Annotated in this window: 16 protein-coding genes; all 16 read left to right on the top strand. The window is 37.7% G+C overall.

The genetic code is table 11. The features are described from left to right. The first annotated feature begins 87 nt into the window (after positions 1–87). Positions 88–957 (top strand): DNA-processing protein DprA, encoded by an 870-nt coding sequence (gene dprA / locus CER22_RS00355; protein ID WP_088608062.1) that lies wholly within the window; start codon positions 88–90, stop codon positions 955–957. 144 nt (positions 958–1,101) lie between these two features. Next, positions 1,102–3,180, top strand: a complete 2,079-nt coding sequence (topA, locus tag CER22_RS00350; RefSeq protein ID WP_088608061.1) for a type I DNA topoisomerase — start codon at positions 1,102–1,104, stop codon at positions 3,178–3,180. A gap of 48 nt (positions 3,181–3,228) precedes the next feature. After that, positions 3,229–4,533: an FADH(2)-oxidizing methylenetetrahydrofolate--tRNA-(uracil(54)-C(5))-methyltransferase TrmFO gene (trmFO, locus tag CER22_RS00345; RefSeq protein WP_060488428.1), complete on the top strand. Its 1,305-nt coding sequence runs from the start codon at positions 3,229–3,231 to the stop codon at positions 4,531–4,533. Between the two features lie 65 nt (positions 4,534–4,598). Beyond that, entirely contained in the window at positions 4,599–5,498 is a 900-nt protein-coding gene (gene xerC, locus CER22_RS00340) for a tyrosine recombinase XerC (RefSeq protein ID WP_001101235.1), read from the top strand. Between the two features lie 42 nt (positions 5,499–5,540). Further along, positions 5,541–6,083: an ATP-dependent protease proteolytic subunit HslV gene (hslV, locus tag CER22_RS00335; RefSeq protein WP_000526271.1), complete on the top strand. Its 543-nt coding sequence runs from the start codon at positions 5,541–5,543 to the stop codon at positions 6,081–6,083. A gap of 22 nt (positions 6,084–6,105) precedes the next feature. Next, complete coding sequence (gene hslU / locus CER22_RS00330; protein WP_060488429.1) at positions 6,106–7,497, top strand: ATP-dependent protease ATPase subunit HslU; 1,392 nt, start codon at positions 6,106–6,108, stop codon at positions 7,495–7,497. A 77-nt stretch (positions 7,498–7,574) separates the two neighbouring features. Continuing rightward, positions 7,575–8,354, top strand: coding sequence for a GTP-sensing pleiotropic transcriptional regulator CodY (gene codY / locus CER22_RS00325; RefSeq protein WP_000421290.1), 780 nt, complete (start codon positions 7,575–7,577; stop codon positions 8,352–8,354). A 350-nt stretch (positions 8,355–8,704) separates the two neighbouring features. After that, on the top strand, positions 8,705–9,406 hold the full coding sequence (gene rpsB, locus CER22_RS00320; protein WP_048546000.1) for a 30S ribosomal protein S2: 702 nt from the start codon (positions 8,705–8,707) through the stop codon (positions 9,404–9,406). 103 nt (positions 9,407–9,509) lie between these two features. Next, on the top strand, positions 9,510–10,397 hold the full coding sequence (tsf, locus tag CER22_RS00315; protein ID WP_048545999.1) for a translation elongation factor Ts: 888 nt from the start codon (positions 9,510–9,512) through the stop codon (positions 10,395–10,397). Between the two features lie 66 nt (positions 10,398–10,463). Further along, positions 10,464–11,186, top strand: a complete 723-nt coding sequence (pyrH, locus tag CER22_RS00310; protein WP_000042666.1) for a UMP kinase — start codon at positions 10,464–10,466, stop codon at positions 11,184–11,186. A 2-nt stretch (positions 11,187–11,188) separates the two neighbouring features. Beyond that, complete coding sequence (frr, locus tag CER22_RS00305; protein ID WP_000531506.1) at positions 11,189–11,746, top strand: ribosome recycling factor; 558 nt, start codon at positions 11,189–11,191, stop codon at positions 11,744–11,746. A gap of 85 nt (positions 11,747–11,831) precedes the next feature. Beyond that, positions 11,832–12,608, top strand: a complete 777-nt coding sequence (gene uppS, locus CER22_RS00300; RefSeq protein ID WP_000971311.1) for an isoprenyl transferase — start codon at positions 11,832–11,834, stop codon at positions 12,606–12,608. 17 nt (positions 12,609–12,625) lie between these two features. After that, positions 12,626–13,417: a phosphatidate cytidylyltransferase gene (gene cdsA, locus CER22_RS00295; protein ID WP_048545995.1), complete on the top strand. Its 792-nt coding sequence runs from the start codon at positions 12,626–12,628 to the stop codon at positions 13,415–13,417. 23 nt (positions 13,418–13,440) lie between these two features. After that, entirely contained in the window at positions 13,441–14,583 is a 1,143-nt protein-coding gene (gene dxr / locus CER22_RS00290; RefSeq protein WP_000790363.1) for a 1-deoxy-D-xylulose-5-phosphate reductoisomerase, read from the top strand. A 16-nt stretch (positions 14,584–14,599) separates the two neighbouring features. Beyond that, positions 14,600–15,856, top strand: a complete 1,257-nt coding sequence (gene rseP / locus CER22_RS00285; RefSeq protein ID WP_001090238.1) for an RIP metalloprotease RseP — start codon at positions 14,600–14,602, stop codon at positions 15,854–15,856. Between the two features lie 109 nt (positions 15,857–15,965). Next, the gene (locus CER22_RS00280) at positions 15,966–17,666 is read left to right on the top strand and encodes a proline--tRNA ligase (protein WP_046956487.1); all 1,701 of its coding nucleotides are present in this window, start codon (positions 15,966–15,968) and stop codon (positions 17,664–17,666) included. The last annotated feature ends 47 nt before the right edge of the window (positions 17,667–17,713 follow it).

The following is a 17,713-nucleotide window of genomic DNA, read 5'->3' as shown; positions in this document are numbered from 1 at the left end:
TCTGTTGAAAGACACCTTCTTGCTTGAAGGTGTCTTTTTACGCAATTCTTGTTTACATAATAAAAATTATGGGTAAGGAGAATTAAGATGAAAAGAGAACGATTATTACATCTTCATTATTTTTTAGCAGATCATTGGAAGGCGATGGAAAGACTACTATATGTCGATCCTGAATTGAAGGGAATATACACTTTTAATACGAAACAAATGGAATACTACACTGGAATATCCTCGGAAAAATCTTCAGAATTAGTAAATTTTCTTCAAAGTTCAAATCTCTCGCAATATATATCTTATTTAGAGAAAAATCGAATTTTTTATATGACTATATGGGATGAAGATTATCCACAATTATTACGTGAAATACAAGATCCCCCATTTGTATTATATGGAAAAGGAGAGAAGTATTTTCTCAATAAATCGAATAAATTGGCGGTTATTGGAACGAGAGAACCGACTTTATATGGACATGAGAGTTTAAAATTTATTTTACACCCATTATTAGAAAGGGAATGGCTTATTGTCAGTGGGTTTGCAAGAGGGATAGATACAATGTCTCATGAAATTACAGTAAGACGGCATTGCCCGACTATTGCAATACTAGGACATGGATTATCGTATATGTATCCAAAAGAGAATAGACATTTATATGAAACGTGGAATGAATATATATTGTTATTAACAGAGTATCCGCCGCACTATGCACCGAAAAAATGGTATTTTCCAAAAAGGAACCGGATTATTAGTGGTATAAGTAAGGGTGTTTTAGTTGTAGAAGCGAAATCAAGAAGTGGAACACTTATTACTGCGGACCTTGCTTTAGAGCAAAATAGAGAGGTATTTGCACTTCCGGGACCTATATTTATAGATAGTGCATCAGGAACGAATCATCTGATTCAACAAGGAGCAAAACTAGTAAGAAATGCAGAAGATATCTTGGAAGAAGTTTTAAATTAACTTTATATTTTTATGTTTTTATTAAACAATTATTGACAAATGGTAGATAGGCACTGTATGGTATATTCATTCTTGATTGACAAAAACAAGAGAAATCAATAAGATTGATGAAGACTTGAATCCACCTCTTAAGGAGGCACTAGCATGTCAGATTACCTCGTAATCGTGGAGTCGCCTTCTAAGGCGAAGACCATTGAGAAATATTTAGGGAAAAAATACAAAGTTGTCGCGTCTATGGGACACGTTCGCGATTTACCTAAAAGCCAAATGGGGATAGAAGTAAAGAACAACTTCACCCCGAAGTATATTACCATTCGTGGTAAAGGTCCCGTCTTAAAAGATTTAAAATCAGCGGCCAAAAAAGCAAAGAAAGTCTATCTCGCGGCCGATCCAGACCGCGAAGGGGAAGCGATTGCTTGGCATTTAGCCAATACGTTAAATGTGGACGTTGAATCAGATTGCCGAGTTGTGTTTAATGAGATTACAAAAGATGCAATAAAAGAATCATTTAAACATCCTCGTGCGATTAATATGGATTTAGTAGATGCACAGCAAGCAAGGCGTATACTAGATCGTCTTGTTGGTTACAATATTAGTCCTTTATTATGGAAGAAAGTAAAAAAAGGATTAAGTGCAGGACGCGTACAATCTGTAGCAGTTCGTTTAATTATCGAACGTGAAAAAGAAATTCAAATCTTTGAGCCTGAAGAATTCTGGACAATTAAGACAGAATTTGTGAAAGGGAAAGACACATTTGAAGCAAGTTTTTACGGTGTAGATGGTGAAAAAGTTCAATTAACGAATGAAACGCAAGTGAATGAAATAATTGAACAGATGAAAGATAATGCGTTTTCAGTTGAAAATGTAACGCGAAAAGAGCGAAAACGTAATCCTGCATTACCGTTTACAACATCTTCCTTGCAACAAGAGGCAGCTCGTAAGTTAAACATGCGAGCAAAGAAAACAATGATGCTCGCGCAGCAATTGTATGAAGGGATAGATCTTGGAAAGCAAGGGACTGTAGGTCTTATTACGTATATGAGAACTGACTCAACACGTATCTCAGAAACAGCTCAAACAGAGGCGCGTACTTACATTACTGAGGCGTTTGGTGCGGAATACATAGGGACAGAAAAGAAGAAAGAAACGAAAAAGTCGAACGCGCAAGATGCGCATGAGGCAATTCGTCCTACTTCGGTAATGAGAAGGCCAGAGGAACTAAAGAGTTTCTTAAGTCGTGATCAACTTCGGTTGTATAAACTGATTTGGGAGCGATTTGTTGCAAGTCAAATGGCGTTTGCTATAATGGATACTGTGACAGCTAGACTCATTAATAACAATGTTCAGTTCCGTGCAAGTGGATCGGTTGTAAAGTTTCCAGGATTTATGAAAGTGTATGTAGAGTCGAAAGATGACGGGGCTGAAGAAAAGGATAAAATGTTGCCACCTTTAGAAGTAGGGGAAACGGTATTTTCGAAGGATTTAGAACCGAAGCAACACTTTACACAACCTCCGCCGCGCTATACAGAGGCTCGTCTAGTAAGAACACTTGAAGAGCTTGGAATTGGAAGACCGTCGACTTACGTACCGACACTTGAAACGATTCAAAAACGTGGATACGTAGGTTTGGATAATAAACGCTTCGTTCCAACTGAACTTGGTGAAATAGTAATTGAACTTATTTTAGAGTTTTTCCCAGAAATTATTAACATTGAATTTACTGCTAACATGGAGCAAAGTCTTGATGAAGTAGAAGAAGGAAATGCGAATTGGGTAAAAATTGTTGATGATTTCTACGTAGGCTTTGAACCGCGTTTAGAAAAAGCAGAAAAAGAAATGCGTGAAGTGGAAATTAAAGATGAACCAGCTGGGGAAGACTGTGAATTGTGTAATCACCCAATGGTCTTTAAAATGGGTAAATACGGGAAATTTATGGCTTGTTCGAATTTCCCAGATTGTCGTAATACAAAACCGATTGTGAAAGAAATCGGTGTTACTTGTCCGAAGTGTGATAAAGGTCAAATTATTGAACGCCGTAGTAATAAAAAGAAACGTCTTTTCTATGGATGCGGTACGTATCCAGAGTGTGACTTTGTATCTTGGGATAAACCAATTGGTCGTAAATGTCCGAAGTGCGAAGGTATGCTTGTAGAGAAGAAGTTGAAAAAAGGCGTGCAAGTACAATGTATTTCGTGTGATTATGAAGAAGAACAACAAATGTGAGCGTAACTGCTCACATTTTTTTCGGGAAGAAAAGGAAAGGTGATAAATATGACAACACAAGTAGTAAACGTCATTGGCGCAGGTCTTGCAGGAAGTGAAGCAGCTTACCAAATTGCAAAACGTGGTGTCCAAGTGAAATTATATGAAATGAGACCAGTAAGGCAAACGCCAGCTCATCACACAGATAAATTTGCAGAGTTAGTATGCAGTAACTCGCTTCGCGCAAACACATTAACAAACGCTGTTGGTGTTATTAAAGAAGAAATGCGTTTAATGGACTCTGTTATTATTCGTGCAGCTGATGAGTGCTCTGTACCAGCAGGAGGAGCTTTAGCTGTAGATCGTCATGAATTTGCGGCAAAGGTAACAGAGTATGTGAAAAAACATCCGAACGTAACTGTGATGAATGAAGAAATTACTGAAATTCCAGAAGGGCCTACTGTTATCGCGACAGGTCCACTTACGTCTCCTGATCTTGCTGCACAATTAAAAGAATTAACAGGTGAAGATTATTTTTATTTCTATGATGCTGCAGCACCGATTGTTGAGAAAGATAGCATTGATATGAATAAAGTATATTTAAAGTCTCGTTACGATAAAGGGGAAGCTGCATATTTAAACTGCCCAATGACGGAAGAGGAATTTGACCGTTTTTACGAGGCATTAATTGCTGCTGAAACAGTACCTTTAAAAGAATTTGAAAAAGAAATTTTCTTTGAAGGTTGTATGCCGGTAGAAGTTATGGCAAGTAGAGGAAGACAGACGCTAGTATTTGGACCGATGAAACCTGTTGGATTAGAAGATCCGAAAACAGGAAAAACGCCATATGCTGTTGTTCAGTTACGTCAAGATGATGCAGCAGGAACGTTATACAATATCGTAGGTTTCCAAACGCATTTAAAGTGGGGACCACAAAAAGAAGTGTTACAGTTGATTCCAGGACTGGAAAATGCAGAGATTGTACGTTATGGTGTAATGCATCGTAATACGTTTATTAATTCACCTAACTTGCTTCGTCCAACATATCAATATAAACAACGTGATGATTTATTCTTCGCTGGCCAAATGACTGGAGTAGAGGGATATGTTGAATCGGCGGCATCAGGATTACTAGCGGGTATTAACGCTGCTCGACTTGTGAAAGGTGAAGAGCCGGTTGTATTACCGCCTGTAACTGCAATGGGAAGTATGGCGAATTATATTACTGCGACAAACGCGAAAAACTTCCAGCCAATGAATGCAAACTTCGGTTTGTTTGCACCGTTAGAGAAGAAAATTAAGAGGAAAGCAGAACGAAATGAAGCATATGCAACACGCGCTTTAGAAACAATTCAAAATTTTGTAAATATTTAGTTAAATTTCTTGCAAAGGCTACTAAGTTGTGATACGATTTAGTAGCCTTTATTGAGGTGAATTGTGTGAATGTGAAGAAATTGTTACAATTATTCGTTGGATATTTACAAATTGAAAGAAATTATTCAAAATATACAATTGCAAGTTATCAAAATGATTTAGAACATTTTGTGCAATTTATGGAGCGAGAAGGCATATCCTCTTTTTTAGATGTTACATACGCGGATGTTCGTTTGTACTTAACGACGTTGCACGATGAAAAGTTAGCCCGTAAATCTGTCGCAAGAAAAGTATCAAGCTTACGAAGTTTATATCGTTTTTTGATGCGTGAAGGTTATCGGAAAGATAATCCGTTTGCACTTGCGTCACTCCCCAAAAAAGAATTGTCAATCCCAAAGTTTTTATATGCTGAAGAATTAGAGGAATTATTTGAAGTTGCTGATACGGAAACACCGCTAGGTCAAAGGAATCAAGCTTTATTAGAGTTGATGTATGCGACTGGAATCCGTGTGAGTGAATGTGTCAATTTACAACTTACCGATATTGACTTCGCGGTGGGAACAATTTTAGTAATGGGAAAAGGAAAAAAACAAAGGTATATTCCGTTCGGAAGCTATGCGCAAGATGCTTTAATTACTTATATAGAGAACGGGAGAAAACAGTTGGCTCACAAAACTGAAGAACACTCTCATATGGTATTTTTAAATGCGAAAGGCACGCCGCTAACAAGTCGAGGGGTACGCTATGTATTAAACGAACTCATTAAGAAGGCTTCACTGACAATGCGGATAAGTCCCCATATGTTAAGGCATACATTTGCTACACATATGTTAGATGAAGGGGCAGATTTACGTACTGTACAGGAGCTACTCGGTCATGAGAATTTGTCGACGACACAAATTTATACGCATGTCTCTAAAGAAAGATTGCGTTCGGTCTACATGAAGCATCACCCGCGGGCATAAATTGCTTTTAAAGCTATAAAAACATATAAAGGAGTTTTTTCTATGGGAAATTTCCACGCTACAACGATATTTGCAGTTCATCATAATGGAGAATGTGCAATGGCTGGAGATGGTCAGGTGACAATGGGAAATGCAGTTGTAATGAAACATACAGCTCGTAAAGTCCGTAAACTTTTCCAAGGGAAAGTTTTAGCTGGCTTTGCAGGTTCCGTTGCTGACGCATTTACTCTTTTTGAAATGTTTGAAGGGAAATTAGAAGAGTACAATGGGAACTTGCAGCGTGCTGCAGTTGAGATGGCAAAACAATGGCGTGGCGACAAAATGTTACGTCAGCTAGAAGCGATGCTCATTGTCATGGATAAAACAACTATGCTTCTTGTTTCAGGTACAGGAGAAGTGATTGAACCAGATGATGGGATTTTAGCGATTGGATCTGGTGGGAATTATGCGCTTTCTGCAGGTCGTGCTTTAAAGCAATATGCAAGTGAACATTTAACAGCGAAGCAAATTGCGAAAGCGAGTTTAGACATTGCTGGCGATATTTGTGTTTATACAAACCACAATATAATTGTGGAAGAATTGTAGAATCGTAAGGGAGGCATTTTATATGCATTTACATTTTACTCCGCGTCAAATTGTGGAAAAATTAGATCAATACATTATCGGTCAAAAAGATGCGAAGAAAGCGGTTGCTGTAGCTTTAAGAAATCGATATCGTCGAAGTAAATTAGCTGAAAATCTACGTGATGAAATTGCGCCTAAAAATATTTTAATGATTGGACCGACAGGTGTTGGTAAAACAGAGGTAGCACGACGAATGGCGAAACTCGTTGGAGCACCTTTTATTAAGGTTGAAGCTACCAAATTTACAGAAGTTGGATATGTAGGTAGAGATGTAGAATCGATGGTACGTGACCTTGTGGAAACGTCAGTTCGTATCGTGAAAGAAGAAATGGTAATTAAAGTACAAGACAAAGCAGAAGAACAAGCGAACCAACGTCTTGTTGAAATTTTAGTGCCGAGTCCGGAGAAACAATCTGGATTTAAAAACCCATTAGAAATGCTATTTGGCGGTGCTCAAAATTCGAATCAAACATCTGATGCACAGGAAGATGGTGAAATCGAAAAGAAACGTCAAGATGTGGAAAGAAAGCTTGCTGCAGGACTTCTTGAAGATGAAATTGTATCGATTGAAGTGACTGAGCAACAGTCTTCCATGTTCGATATGTTACAAGGAACTGGTATGGAACAAATGGGAATGAATTTCCAGGATGCATTAGGAAGTTTTATGCCGAAAAAAACAAAAAAACGTAAACTTTCTGTGAAAGAAGCAAGAAAACTCTTGACAAATGAGGAAGCACAGCGCTTAATTGATATGGATGAAGTTACACAAGAGGCTGTTTATCGTGCTGAACAGCTCGGGATTATTTTTATCGATGAAATTGACAAAATTGCTGGTAAGCAGTCGAATAGCGTAGATGTATCACGTGAAGGTGTGCAACGTGACATTTTACCAATTGTAGAAGGATCGAATGTTGCGACAAAATACGGATCAGTAAAAACGGATTATATTTTATTCGTTGCAGCTGGAGCGTTTCATATGTCTAAACCGTCGGATTTAATTCCGGAACTGCAAGGGAGATTTCCGATTCGAGTAGAATTAACAAAATTATCGACAGATGATTTTGTTAAAATATTAATCGAGCCTGACAATGCGTTAATTAAACAATATATGGCTTTATTAGCGACTGAAGGTATAGAAATTGAATTTTCAGACGAAGCTATTCGTAAGATTGCTGAGATTGCTTATCAAGTTAATCAGGATACAGATAATATTGGAGCAAGAAGACTTCATACGATTATGGAGAAACTCCTTGAAGATTTATCGTTTGAAGCATCTGAAATTACGTTAGAGAAAATAACGATAACACCTCAATACGTTGAGGAGAAATTAGCAACGATTGCTAAAAATAAAGATGTGAGCCAGTTTATTTTGTAATAGTGTCATCAGGTGACTCGCCCTAGTTTCCAAGTGATGAAAAAATATGTAAGTAACATGTAGGAGGAACTTTTGAAATGGAATTATTAGCAAAAACAAGAAAATTAAATGCGTTATTACAGAGCGCAGCAGGAAAGCCTGTAAACTTTAGAGAAATGTCTGACACAATGTGTGAAGTAATTGAAGCGAACGTATTCGTAGTAAGTCGTCGTGGTAAATTACTAGGTTATGCAATTCACCAACAAATTGAGAATGAGCGTATGAAACAAATGCTTGCAGAGCGTCAATTCCCGGAAGAGTACACGCAAAGCTTATTCAACATTACAGAAACATCTTCAAACTTAGATGTAAACAGTGCTTACACAGCATTCCCAGTAGAAAATAGAGAATTATTCGGTCAAGGTTTAACTACAATCGTACCAATCGTTGGTGGTGGTGAGCGTCTAGGCACATTAGTGTTAGCTCGTCTTGGTCAAGAGTTCTTAGACGATGATTTAATCCTTGCTGAATACAGTTCAACTGTAGTAGGTATGGAAATCTTACGTGAAAAAGCAGAAGAAATCGAAGAGGAAGCACGTAGTAAAGCTGTTGTTCAAATGGCGATTAGCTCATTATCTTACAGTGAGTTAGAAGCAATCGAGCATATCTTCGAAGAATTAAATGGAACAGAAGGTTTACTTGTTGCAAGTAAAATTGCTGATCGCGTAGGAATTACTCGCTCTGTAATCGTAAATGCACTACGTAAATTAGAAAGTGCTGGTGTTATTGAGTCTCGCTCTTTAGGTATGAAAGGAACATACATTAAAGTGCTAAACGACAAGTTTCTACAGGAACTTGCTAAATTAAAAACAAACTAATTTATAAAACTCTCCTCGTTTTTTGAGGAGAGTTTTTTGTGTGTAAAAGATTAATGGTGTCTGTAAAAAGCGTCATAATCGTGTTCTTTGGAAAAGCTATGAGTTGAATTTCACTTTTTTGCTTAAAAGAAATGCAGGTTGGTAATACTAGAATTCGAGTGTGAACAAAGAAAGTTTTACATTGTTCGCATTTTCGACTTGATTGTAATATTTCAGTATGATATAGTAAGCAGTGGTGTCAGTACAAAGTACACACGTTTGCTGATTTAAGTGTTGGTGCTACGTTTGTAGTTTCGCTTAGAGATGAAGTAAACGGAGGATATCAAAAACCATTTAGGAGGAACTATATTATGTCAGTAATTTCTATGAAGCAATTGCTTGAAGCTGGTGTTCATTTCGGACATCAAACTCGTCGTTGGAACCCAAAAATGAAGCGTTACATTTTCACAGAGCGTAACGGTATCTACATCATCGACTTACAAAAAACTGTGAAAAAAGTTGAGGAAGCTTACAGAACGATGCGCGACATCGCTGCTGAAGGTGGAGACATTTTATTCGTAGGTACTAAAAAACAAGCACAAGAAGCTATTAAAGAAGAAGCAACTCGTGCTGGTATGTACTTCGTTAACCAACGTTGGTTAGGTGGAACTTTAACAAACTTCCAAACAATCCAAAAGCGTATCAAGCGTCTTAAAGACATCGAAAGAATGCAAGAAGATGGTACTTTCGAAGTACTTCCTAAGAAAGAAGTTGTTCAACTTAAAAAAGAGTTAGAGCGTCTTGAGAAATTCTTAGGCGGTATTAAAGATATGAAAGGTCTTCCAAGTGCATTATTCATAGTAGACCCTCGTAAAGAGCGTATTGCAGTTGCTGAAGCACGCAAATTACACATTCCAATCATCGGTATCGTTGATACAAACTGTGATCCAGACGAAATCGATCACGTTATCCCAGCAAACGATGATGCAATTCGTGCTGTAAAACTTCTTACATCTAAAATGGCAGACGCGATCCTTGAAGCAAAACAAGGTGAAGAAACTGTTACTGCGTAACAAATTTGGAAAGGTGATAAGGGGTTCGGCCTTTTATCACCTTTTTTAAGGTATAAACACCTTTATAAAAGGTATAAATACATATTTTAGGAGGATGAAAAATATGGCAATCACTGCACAAATGGTAAAAGAACTTCGTGAAAAAACAGGCGCAGGTATGATGGACTGCAAAAAAGCTTTAACTGAGACTAATGGCGACATGGAGAAAGCAATTGACTTCTTACGTGAAAAAGGTATTGCAAAAGCTGCTAAAAAAGCAGACCGCATCGCTGCTGAAGGCTTAACTTTCATCGAAACAAACGGTAACGAAGGTTTAATCTTAGAATTAAACTCTGAAACTGATTTCGTTGCGAAAAACGAAGGTTTCCAAGCATTAATTAAAGAATTAGCTGCACACTTATTAACTAACAAACCAGCTAACATTGAAGAAGCTATGGCTCAAACAATCGAAGGCGGCAAAACAGTAGAAGAGCACATCAACGAAGCAATCGCTAAAATTGGTGAAAAACTTACACTTCGTCGTTTCGAAATCGTATCAAAAACTGATGCTGATGCATTCGGCGCTTACCTACACATGGGTGGACGTATTGGTGTATTAACAGTTCTTGAAGGTTCTACTGACGAAGCTGCTGCTAAAGATGTAGCAATGCACATCGCAGCAGTTAACCCTAAATACATCGACCGCGATGCTGTAACAGCTGAAGAAGTTGAGCATGAGCGTCAAGTATTGACACAACAAGCTTTAAACGAAGGCAAGCCTGAAAAAATCGTTGCAAAAATGGTTGAAGGCCGTCTAGGCAAATTCTTCGAAGAAATTTGCTTACTTGACCAAGCATTCGTTAAAAACCCTGATATGAAAGTTCGCCAGTTCGTTGAGTCTAAAGGCGGAACATTAAAAGGATTCGTTCGCTACGCTGTTGGTGAAGGTATCGAAAAACGCGAAGACAACTTTGCTGAAGAAGTAATGAACCAAGTAAAAGGTAGCAACTAATAAAGATTAGGGAACACATTGTGTTCCCTTTTTTAAAATAAAGATGTAAGCAATTGGAGGTTCATTATGAGTAAACCGAAATATAATCGTGTCGTATTAAAGCTAAGCGGAGAAGCGTTAGCTGGCGAACAAGGATTTGGAATTAACCCGTCTGTTATTAAATCAGTTGCGGAACAAGTGAAAGAAATTGCAGAACTTGATGTAGAGGTTGCTGTTGTTGTTGGTGGCGGAAACATTTGGCGTGGAAAAATCGGAAGTGAAATGGGAATGGATCGTGCTGGAGCAGATTACATGGGTATGTTAGCAACAGTTATGAACTCATTAGCTCTTCAAGATAGCCTAGAGAACATTGGAATTCAAACTCGTGTTCAAACTTCAATCGAAATGCGTCAAGTAGCAGAGCCTTACATTCGTCGTAAAGCAATTCGTCATCTAGAGAAAAAACGTGTTGTGATCTTTGCAGCAGGTACAGGTAACCCATATTTCTCTACAGATACAACGGCAGCACTACGTGCAGCGGAAATCGAAGCAGACGTTATCTTAATGGCGAAAAACAATGTAGATGGCGTATATAATGCAGATCCATCTCTTGACCCAACAGCTACGAAATACGAAACACTTACTTACTTAGATGTATTAAAAGAAGGTTTAGGTGTAATGGATTCAACAGCTTCTTCTTTATGTATGGACAATGATATTCCATTAATTGTATTCTCGGTTATGGAAAAAGGTAACATTAAACGTGCCGTTTTAGGCGAAAATATCGGAACAGTTGTAAGGGGGAAATAAATATGGGACAACAAGTATTGAAGTCTTCAAATGAAAAAATGGAAAAAGCAGTTGCTGCTTACTCTCGTGAATTGGCAACAGTTCGCGCAGGTCGTGCAAGCTCGTCTGTATTAGATAAGGTACAAGTTGATTACTATGGTGCACCAACACCTGTTGTGCAATTAGCGAACATTACAGTTCCAGAAGCACGTTTACTTGTAATTCAACCTTATGATAAAACTTCTATCGGTGATATTGAAAAAGCAATCTTAAAAGCAGATTTAGGCTTAAATCCTTCTAATGATGGAACTGTAATTCGTATTGCATTCCCTGCATTAACAGAAGAGCGTCGTCGCGATCTTGTAAAAGTTGTGAAAAAATATGCTGAAGAAGCAAAAGTTGCTGTTCGTAACGTACGTCGTGACAGTAACGATGATCTTAAGAAGCTTGAAAAAGCTGGCGATATTACAGAAGATGATTTAAGAGGATATACTGAAGATATCCAAAAAGAAACAGATAAATATATTGCAAAAGTTGACGAAATCGCAAAAAACAAAGAAAAAGAAATCATGGAAGTGTAATAGCGATACCTTCGCAAATATGACCCTCTTCTTAAGGGGGTCTTTTTACACTTTTAGGCATACGTCTGCTTGCTGGAGGGTATGAATGATGTTTAAAAACTTTCCTTTTTTTAAAAGTAAAAAGGTCGCATCGTTTGATCATCTCGTTGAAAAAGTGAAAAAAGGATACATCCCAGAACATATTGCCATCATTATGGATGGTAATGGAAGATGGGCAAAGAGGAGAGCGATGCCTCGTATTGCGGGACATCATGAAGGCATGCAAGTTGTAAAGAAAATCACAAAATTTGCAAGCAAACTTAATGTGAAAGTGTTAACTCTTTATGCTTTTTCAACTGAGAACTGGAAAAGACCGAAAAAGGAAGTTGACTATTTAATGAGGCTTCCAGAAGAATTTCTAGGTACATTTTTACCAGAATTGATTGAAGAGAACGTACAAGTCCGAGTGATAGGACAACAAGATCGTCTTCCTACGCATACACGCAGAGCGATGGAAAAGGCCATGGAAGATACGAAAGAGAATACGGGATTAATTCTTAATTTCGCGTTAAACTATGGAAGTCGAGATGAGATCGTTTCTGCTGTGCAACATATGGTGAAAGATAGTGAGGAAGGAAAAATTCGTGTTGAAGATGTAAGTGAAGAAATGCTTTCTTCCTACTTAATGACGAGTTCTTTACCTGATCCAGAGTTGTTAATTCGTACGAGCGGAGAGCTACGTATTAGTAATTTCATGTTATGGCAAATTGCATATTCGGAGTTTTGGTTTACAGATGTGTATTGGCCAGATTTTACCGAGGAACATTTGCTAAATGCGATTACAGACTTTCAACATAGAGGGCGCAGATTCGGAGGCGTGTAGAAAGAGAGGGTTTGGTAGTGAAACAGAGAATTATTACTGGAGTGGTTGCTGCCGCGCTATTCATTCCCATCGTAATTTACGGTGGCGTGCCTTTTACGGTTTTAGTGTATGCACTTGCTTCTATAGGTTTATATGAATTAATTCGTATGAATAAGCTTACGCTTATTTCAATACCAACAGTTTTAGCTGCAGTATTATTATGGGTTATTTTAATTCCAAGCAGTGCATCAGAACTGTTTACTTGGATTGGATTAGGTAAATTAGAAATCACATTTGTGATTGTTTTATTACTTTTATCATATACAGTCCTTTCTAAGAATACATTTACTTTTGACCATGCTTCCTTTTTACTAATGGCAACAACATATGTTGCAATGGGATTCTTATATTTGAATGAAACGAGAATTTTAGGAATTAAATATGTGTTTTGCGCATTATTTGTTATATGGGCTACCGATTCAGGCGCATATTTCGTAGGGAAAGCATTAGGAAAAAGAAAATTATGGCCAGAAATTAGTCCGAATAAAACGATTGAAGGTTCATTAGGCGGCATCGTTTGTGGGATTGTTGTGGCACTTGTTTACAATATGTTCTTCCCAGTTGAGGCTAATGTAGGGATTTTAATTGTGTTGACAATTATCATTTCTATTTTTGGACAAATTGGTGATTTAGTACAATCTGCATTTAAACGTCATTATGGCGTAAAAGATTCAGGTACAATTTTACCTGGACATGGTGGTATATTAGATCGAACAGATAGTTGGTTATTTGTTTTACCAATTCTCTACTTCTTATTACAATACAATTAATAAATGAACGAGGGGTTGGAGTCATGAAAAACATTAGTTTATTAGGTGCAAGCGGATCAATTGGTACACAAACTTTAGATGTATTACGCTCGCACCCAGACCAATTCCGTCTCGTTGCTTTTTCTGTAGGGAAAAATATTGACTACGCAGTAAAGGTAATTCAAGAATTTTCTCCGCAAATTGTCTCTGTGCAAAGAGAGGAAGATGTTTTAAAATTACAAGCTGTCTCTGGTAATACAAAAATTGTATATGGTAGTGAAGGGCTTTTAGAAGTAGCATTACATCCAGATGCAGAGATTGTAGTAAATGCTGTTGTAGGTAGCGTAGGGTTGTTACCAACACTTCGTGCAATTGAGGCGAAAAAAACAATCGGAATTGCAAACAAAGAAACGTTAGTAACCGCAGGGCATCTTGTAATGGAAGCAGCACGAAAACATAATGTTTCGTTACTTCCAGTAGACAGTGAACATTCAGCTATTTTTCAATGCTTGAATGGTGAAAATGAAAAAAGAATTTCTCGACTAATTATTACGGCTTCTGGTGGAAGTTTCCGTGATAAAACGAGAGATGAATTGCATCATGTGACCGTAGAAGATGCGCTTCGACATCCAAACTGGTCAATGGGTTCGAAAATTACAATTGATTCTGCTACAATGATGAATAAGGGGCTAGAAGTAATTGAAGCACATTGGCTTTTTGGTATCCCTTATGAGCAAATCGATGTTGTTTTACATAAAGAAAGTATTATTCATTCTATGGTTGAATTTGAAGATCGTAGTGTGATGGCACAGCTTGGCTCACCTGATATGCGAGTACCAATTCAATACGCACTTACATATCCTGATCGATTACCTCTTTCAGACACAAAGCAGTTAAATTTATGGGAAATGGGAACATTGCATTTTGAGAAAATGAACCAAGAACGTTTCCGTTGTTTGCGTTTTGCGTATGAAGCTGGAAAAACAGGTGGAAGTATGCCAGCTGTAATGAATGCAGCGAATGAAGTAGCTGTTGAAGCGTTTTTACAAAAGAGAATTGGTTTCTTAACAGTGGAAGACCTCATTGAAAAAGCAATGAACCATCACAATGTCATTGCACGTCCGAGCTTAGAGGAAATTCTGGAAATTGATGCAACCACAAGACGGTTTGTGATGGAACAAATTTAGCAAAGGTGGTATGGAATTGAATACAGCGATTGCCTTTATATTAATTTTCGGTGCACTCGTATTTTTCCATGAGCTAGGGCATCTATATTTCGCAAAAAGAGCAGGTATTTTATGCCGTGAGTTTGCGATTGGTTTTGGTCCGAAAATATTCTCATTTGAAAAGAATGAAACGGTGTATACGATTCGATTACTGCCCCTTGGTGGCTATGTAAGAATGGCTGGCGAGGATGCAGACACAGTTGAGTTAAAGCCTGGAAAAAAGGTTGGCCTTGTATTAAATGAAAAAGACGAAGTTGCGAAATTAGTTTTTGATGGATATGAAAAGTATCCAAATGTTCGTGTCATTGAAGTCGAACAAGCTGATTTAGAGCATAATTTAACAATTTCGGGCTATGAAGAGTACGAGGAAGAGCTTCAAACATTCCGAGTGAATGAAAAGGCTCGTATTATTACTGCTGGTGAAGAAATACAAATTGCTCCGTATAATAGGCAATTCGGCTCCAAGAAATTGGGTCAACGTGCCTTAACAATCTTTGCAGGTCCTGCAATGAACTTCATTTTAGCATTTGTTATTTTTGTGATTCTTGGATTTGTACAAGGTGTTCCTGTTGACAAGCCAATGGTCGGAAAAGTAATGGAGAATAGTGCAGCCGAGCAAGCCGGATTAAAAGAAAATGATACAATTCAAGCAATCGATGGGAAAAACACAAGTACATGGAAAGATGTTGTTACCATTGTACGTGAAAACCCAAATAAAGAAATTACGTTACAAGTAAAGCGTGATAATGAACAGTTTAATGTAAAAGTAACGCCAACACTCGATAAAGAAGGAAAAGACGAAGTAGGTAGAATTGGTGTTTACTCTCCAGTAGAGAAAACAGTAATGGGTTCTATTAAATCAGGATTTGAACAAACATACCAATGGACAAAACTAATTTTTGATTCACTTGTGAAATTAGTAACTGGTCAATTCTCTATTAATGAGTTGTCAGGTCCAGTAGGAATTTATAATCTAACAGATCAAGTCGTAGATTATGGATTTACGCGTGTATTAAGTTTAGCAGCAGTTTTAAGTATTAACCTTGGTTTATTTAATTTACTACCAGTCCCTGCTTTAGACGGTGGACGTTTGTTCTTCTTCTTAATTGAAGCGTTACGAGGGAAACCAATTGACCGCCAAAAAGAAGGAATGGTTCACTTTATTGGTTTTGCATTATTAATGTTACTTATGTTAGTTGTAACTTGGAATGACATTCGTAAGTTTTTCTTGTAAAATAAAGTGAAACTTATAATGAAATAGAGCTCGTAGAATAAAATCCCTCACCTAACTCGAGGTGAGGGGTTTTACTGCGTGTAAGAGTAAAATGAAGAGGTGCGAATAAATGAAACAAAGTATGGTATTCAGTCCTACATTACGTGAAGTTCCAGCTGATGCGGAGATTAAGAGTCATCAGTTATTACTTCGTGCAGGTTTTATGCGTCAAAATGCTTCTGGTATTTATAGTTTTCTACCATTTGGATTAAAAGTACTACACAAAGTAGAACGTATCGTTCGAGAAGAAATGGAGCGCGCAGGAGCTGTAGAATTATTAATGCCAGCGATGCAAGCTGCAGAATTATGGCAAGAATCAGGCCGTTGGTATTCTTACGGATCTGAATTAATGCGTATGAAAGATCGTAACGCTCGTGAATTCGCATTAGGAGCGACACATGAAGAAGTAATTACGGATCTTGTACGTGATGAAGTGAAATCATATAAAAAATTACCGTTAACATTGTACCAAATTCAAACGAAATTCCGTGATGAACAAAGACCTCGTTTCGGTTTATTACGTGGAAGAGAGTTTCTAATGAAAGATGCATACTCTTTCCATGCTACACAAGAGAGTTTAGATGAAGTATACGATCGCTTATACAAAGCATACTCTAACATTTTTGCTCGTTGTGGCTTGAATTTCCGTGCAGTTATTGCTGACTCTGGAGCAATGGGCGGAAAAGATACGCATGAATTTATGGTATTATCTGAAGTTGGTGAAGATACAATTGCATACTCTGATACATCTAATTATGCAGCAAACATCGAAATGGCTCCTGTGGTAGCTACGTATACGAAGAGTGATGAAGCAGAAAAGGCACTTGAAAAAGTAGCAACACCAGATCAAAAAGCAATTGAAGAAGTATCTGCATTCTTAAACATTGAAGCTGACAAGTGCATTAAGTCTATGGTATTTAAAGTAGATGAGAAATTAGTAGTTGTACTTGTTCGTGGTGATCATGAAGTAAACGATGTAAAAGTGAAAAATGTATACGGCGCTTCAGTTGTTGAGCTTGCTTCTCATGAAGAAGTGAAAGAGTTATTAAACTGTGAAGTTGGTTCTTTAGGACCGATTGGTGTAACAGGTGATATCGAAATTATCGCAGACCATGCTGTAGCATCAATTGTTAACGGATGTTCAGGAGCGAACGAAGAAGGGTTCCATTATGTAAATGTAAATCCAGAACGTGACTTTAAAGTAAGTCAATATACAGATTTACGCTTCATTCAAGAAGGAGACCAGTCTCCAGATGGAAATGGAACAATTCTTTTCGCACGCGGAATTGAAGTTGGCCATGTATTCAAATTAGGAACTCGTTATAGTGAAGCAATGAACGCAACATTCCTAGATGAAAACGGAAAAACACAACCACTTATTATGGGTTGTTACGGTATCGGTGTATCTCGTACAGTGGCAGCAATCGCAGAGCAGTTTAATGATGAGAACGGTTTAGTTTGGCCAAAAGCTGTTGCACCGTTCCATGTGCATGTAATTCCAGTAAATATGAAATCTGATGCGCAACGTGAAATGGGTGAAAACATCTACAACTCATTACAAGAGCAAGGGTACGAAGTATTACTAGATGATCGTGCAGAACGTGCAGGTGTTAAATTTGCAGATGCAGATTTATTCGGCCTTCCAGTTCGCGTGACAGTTGGTAAAAAAGCAGACGAAGGTATTGTAGAAGTGAAAGTACGTGCTACAGGCGAGTCTGAAGAAGTGAAAGTAGAAGAACTTCAAACATATATTGCAAATATTTTAAAATAAGAAGAGGTACCTCGTAATGAGGTACCTTCTCTTTCTTTGTAAACGTA

Origin of the sequence: Bacillus sp. K2I17 (assembly GCF_002209985.1) — a bacterium.
Taxonomy (GTDB): Bacteria; Bacillota; Bacilli; order Bacillales; family Bacillaceae_G; genus Bacillus_A; species Bacillus_A wiedmannii.
Note: the sequence above shows the minus strand (reverse complement) of the source record. Positions and strands in the feature narration are given on the sequence as shown.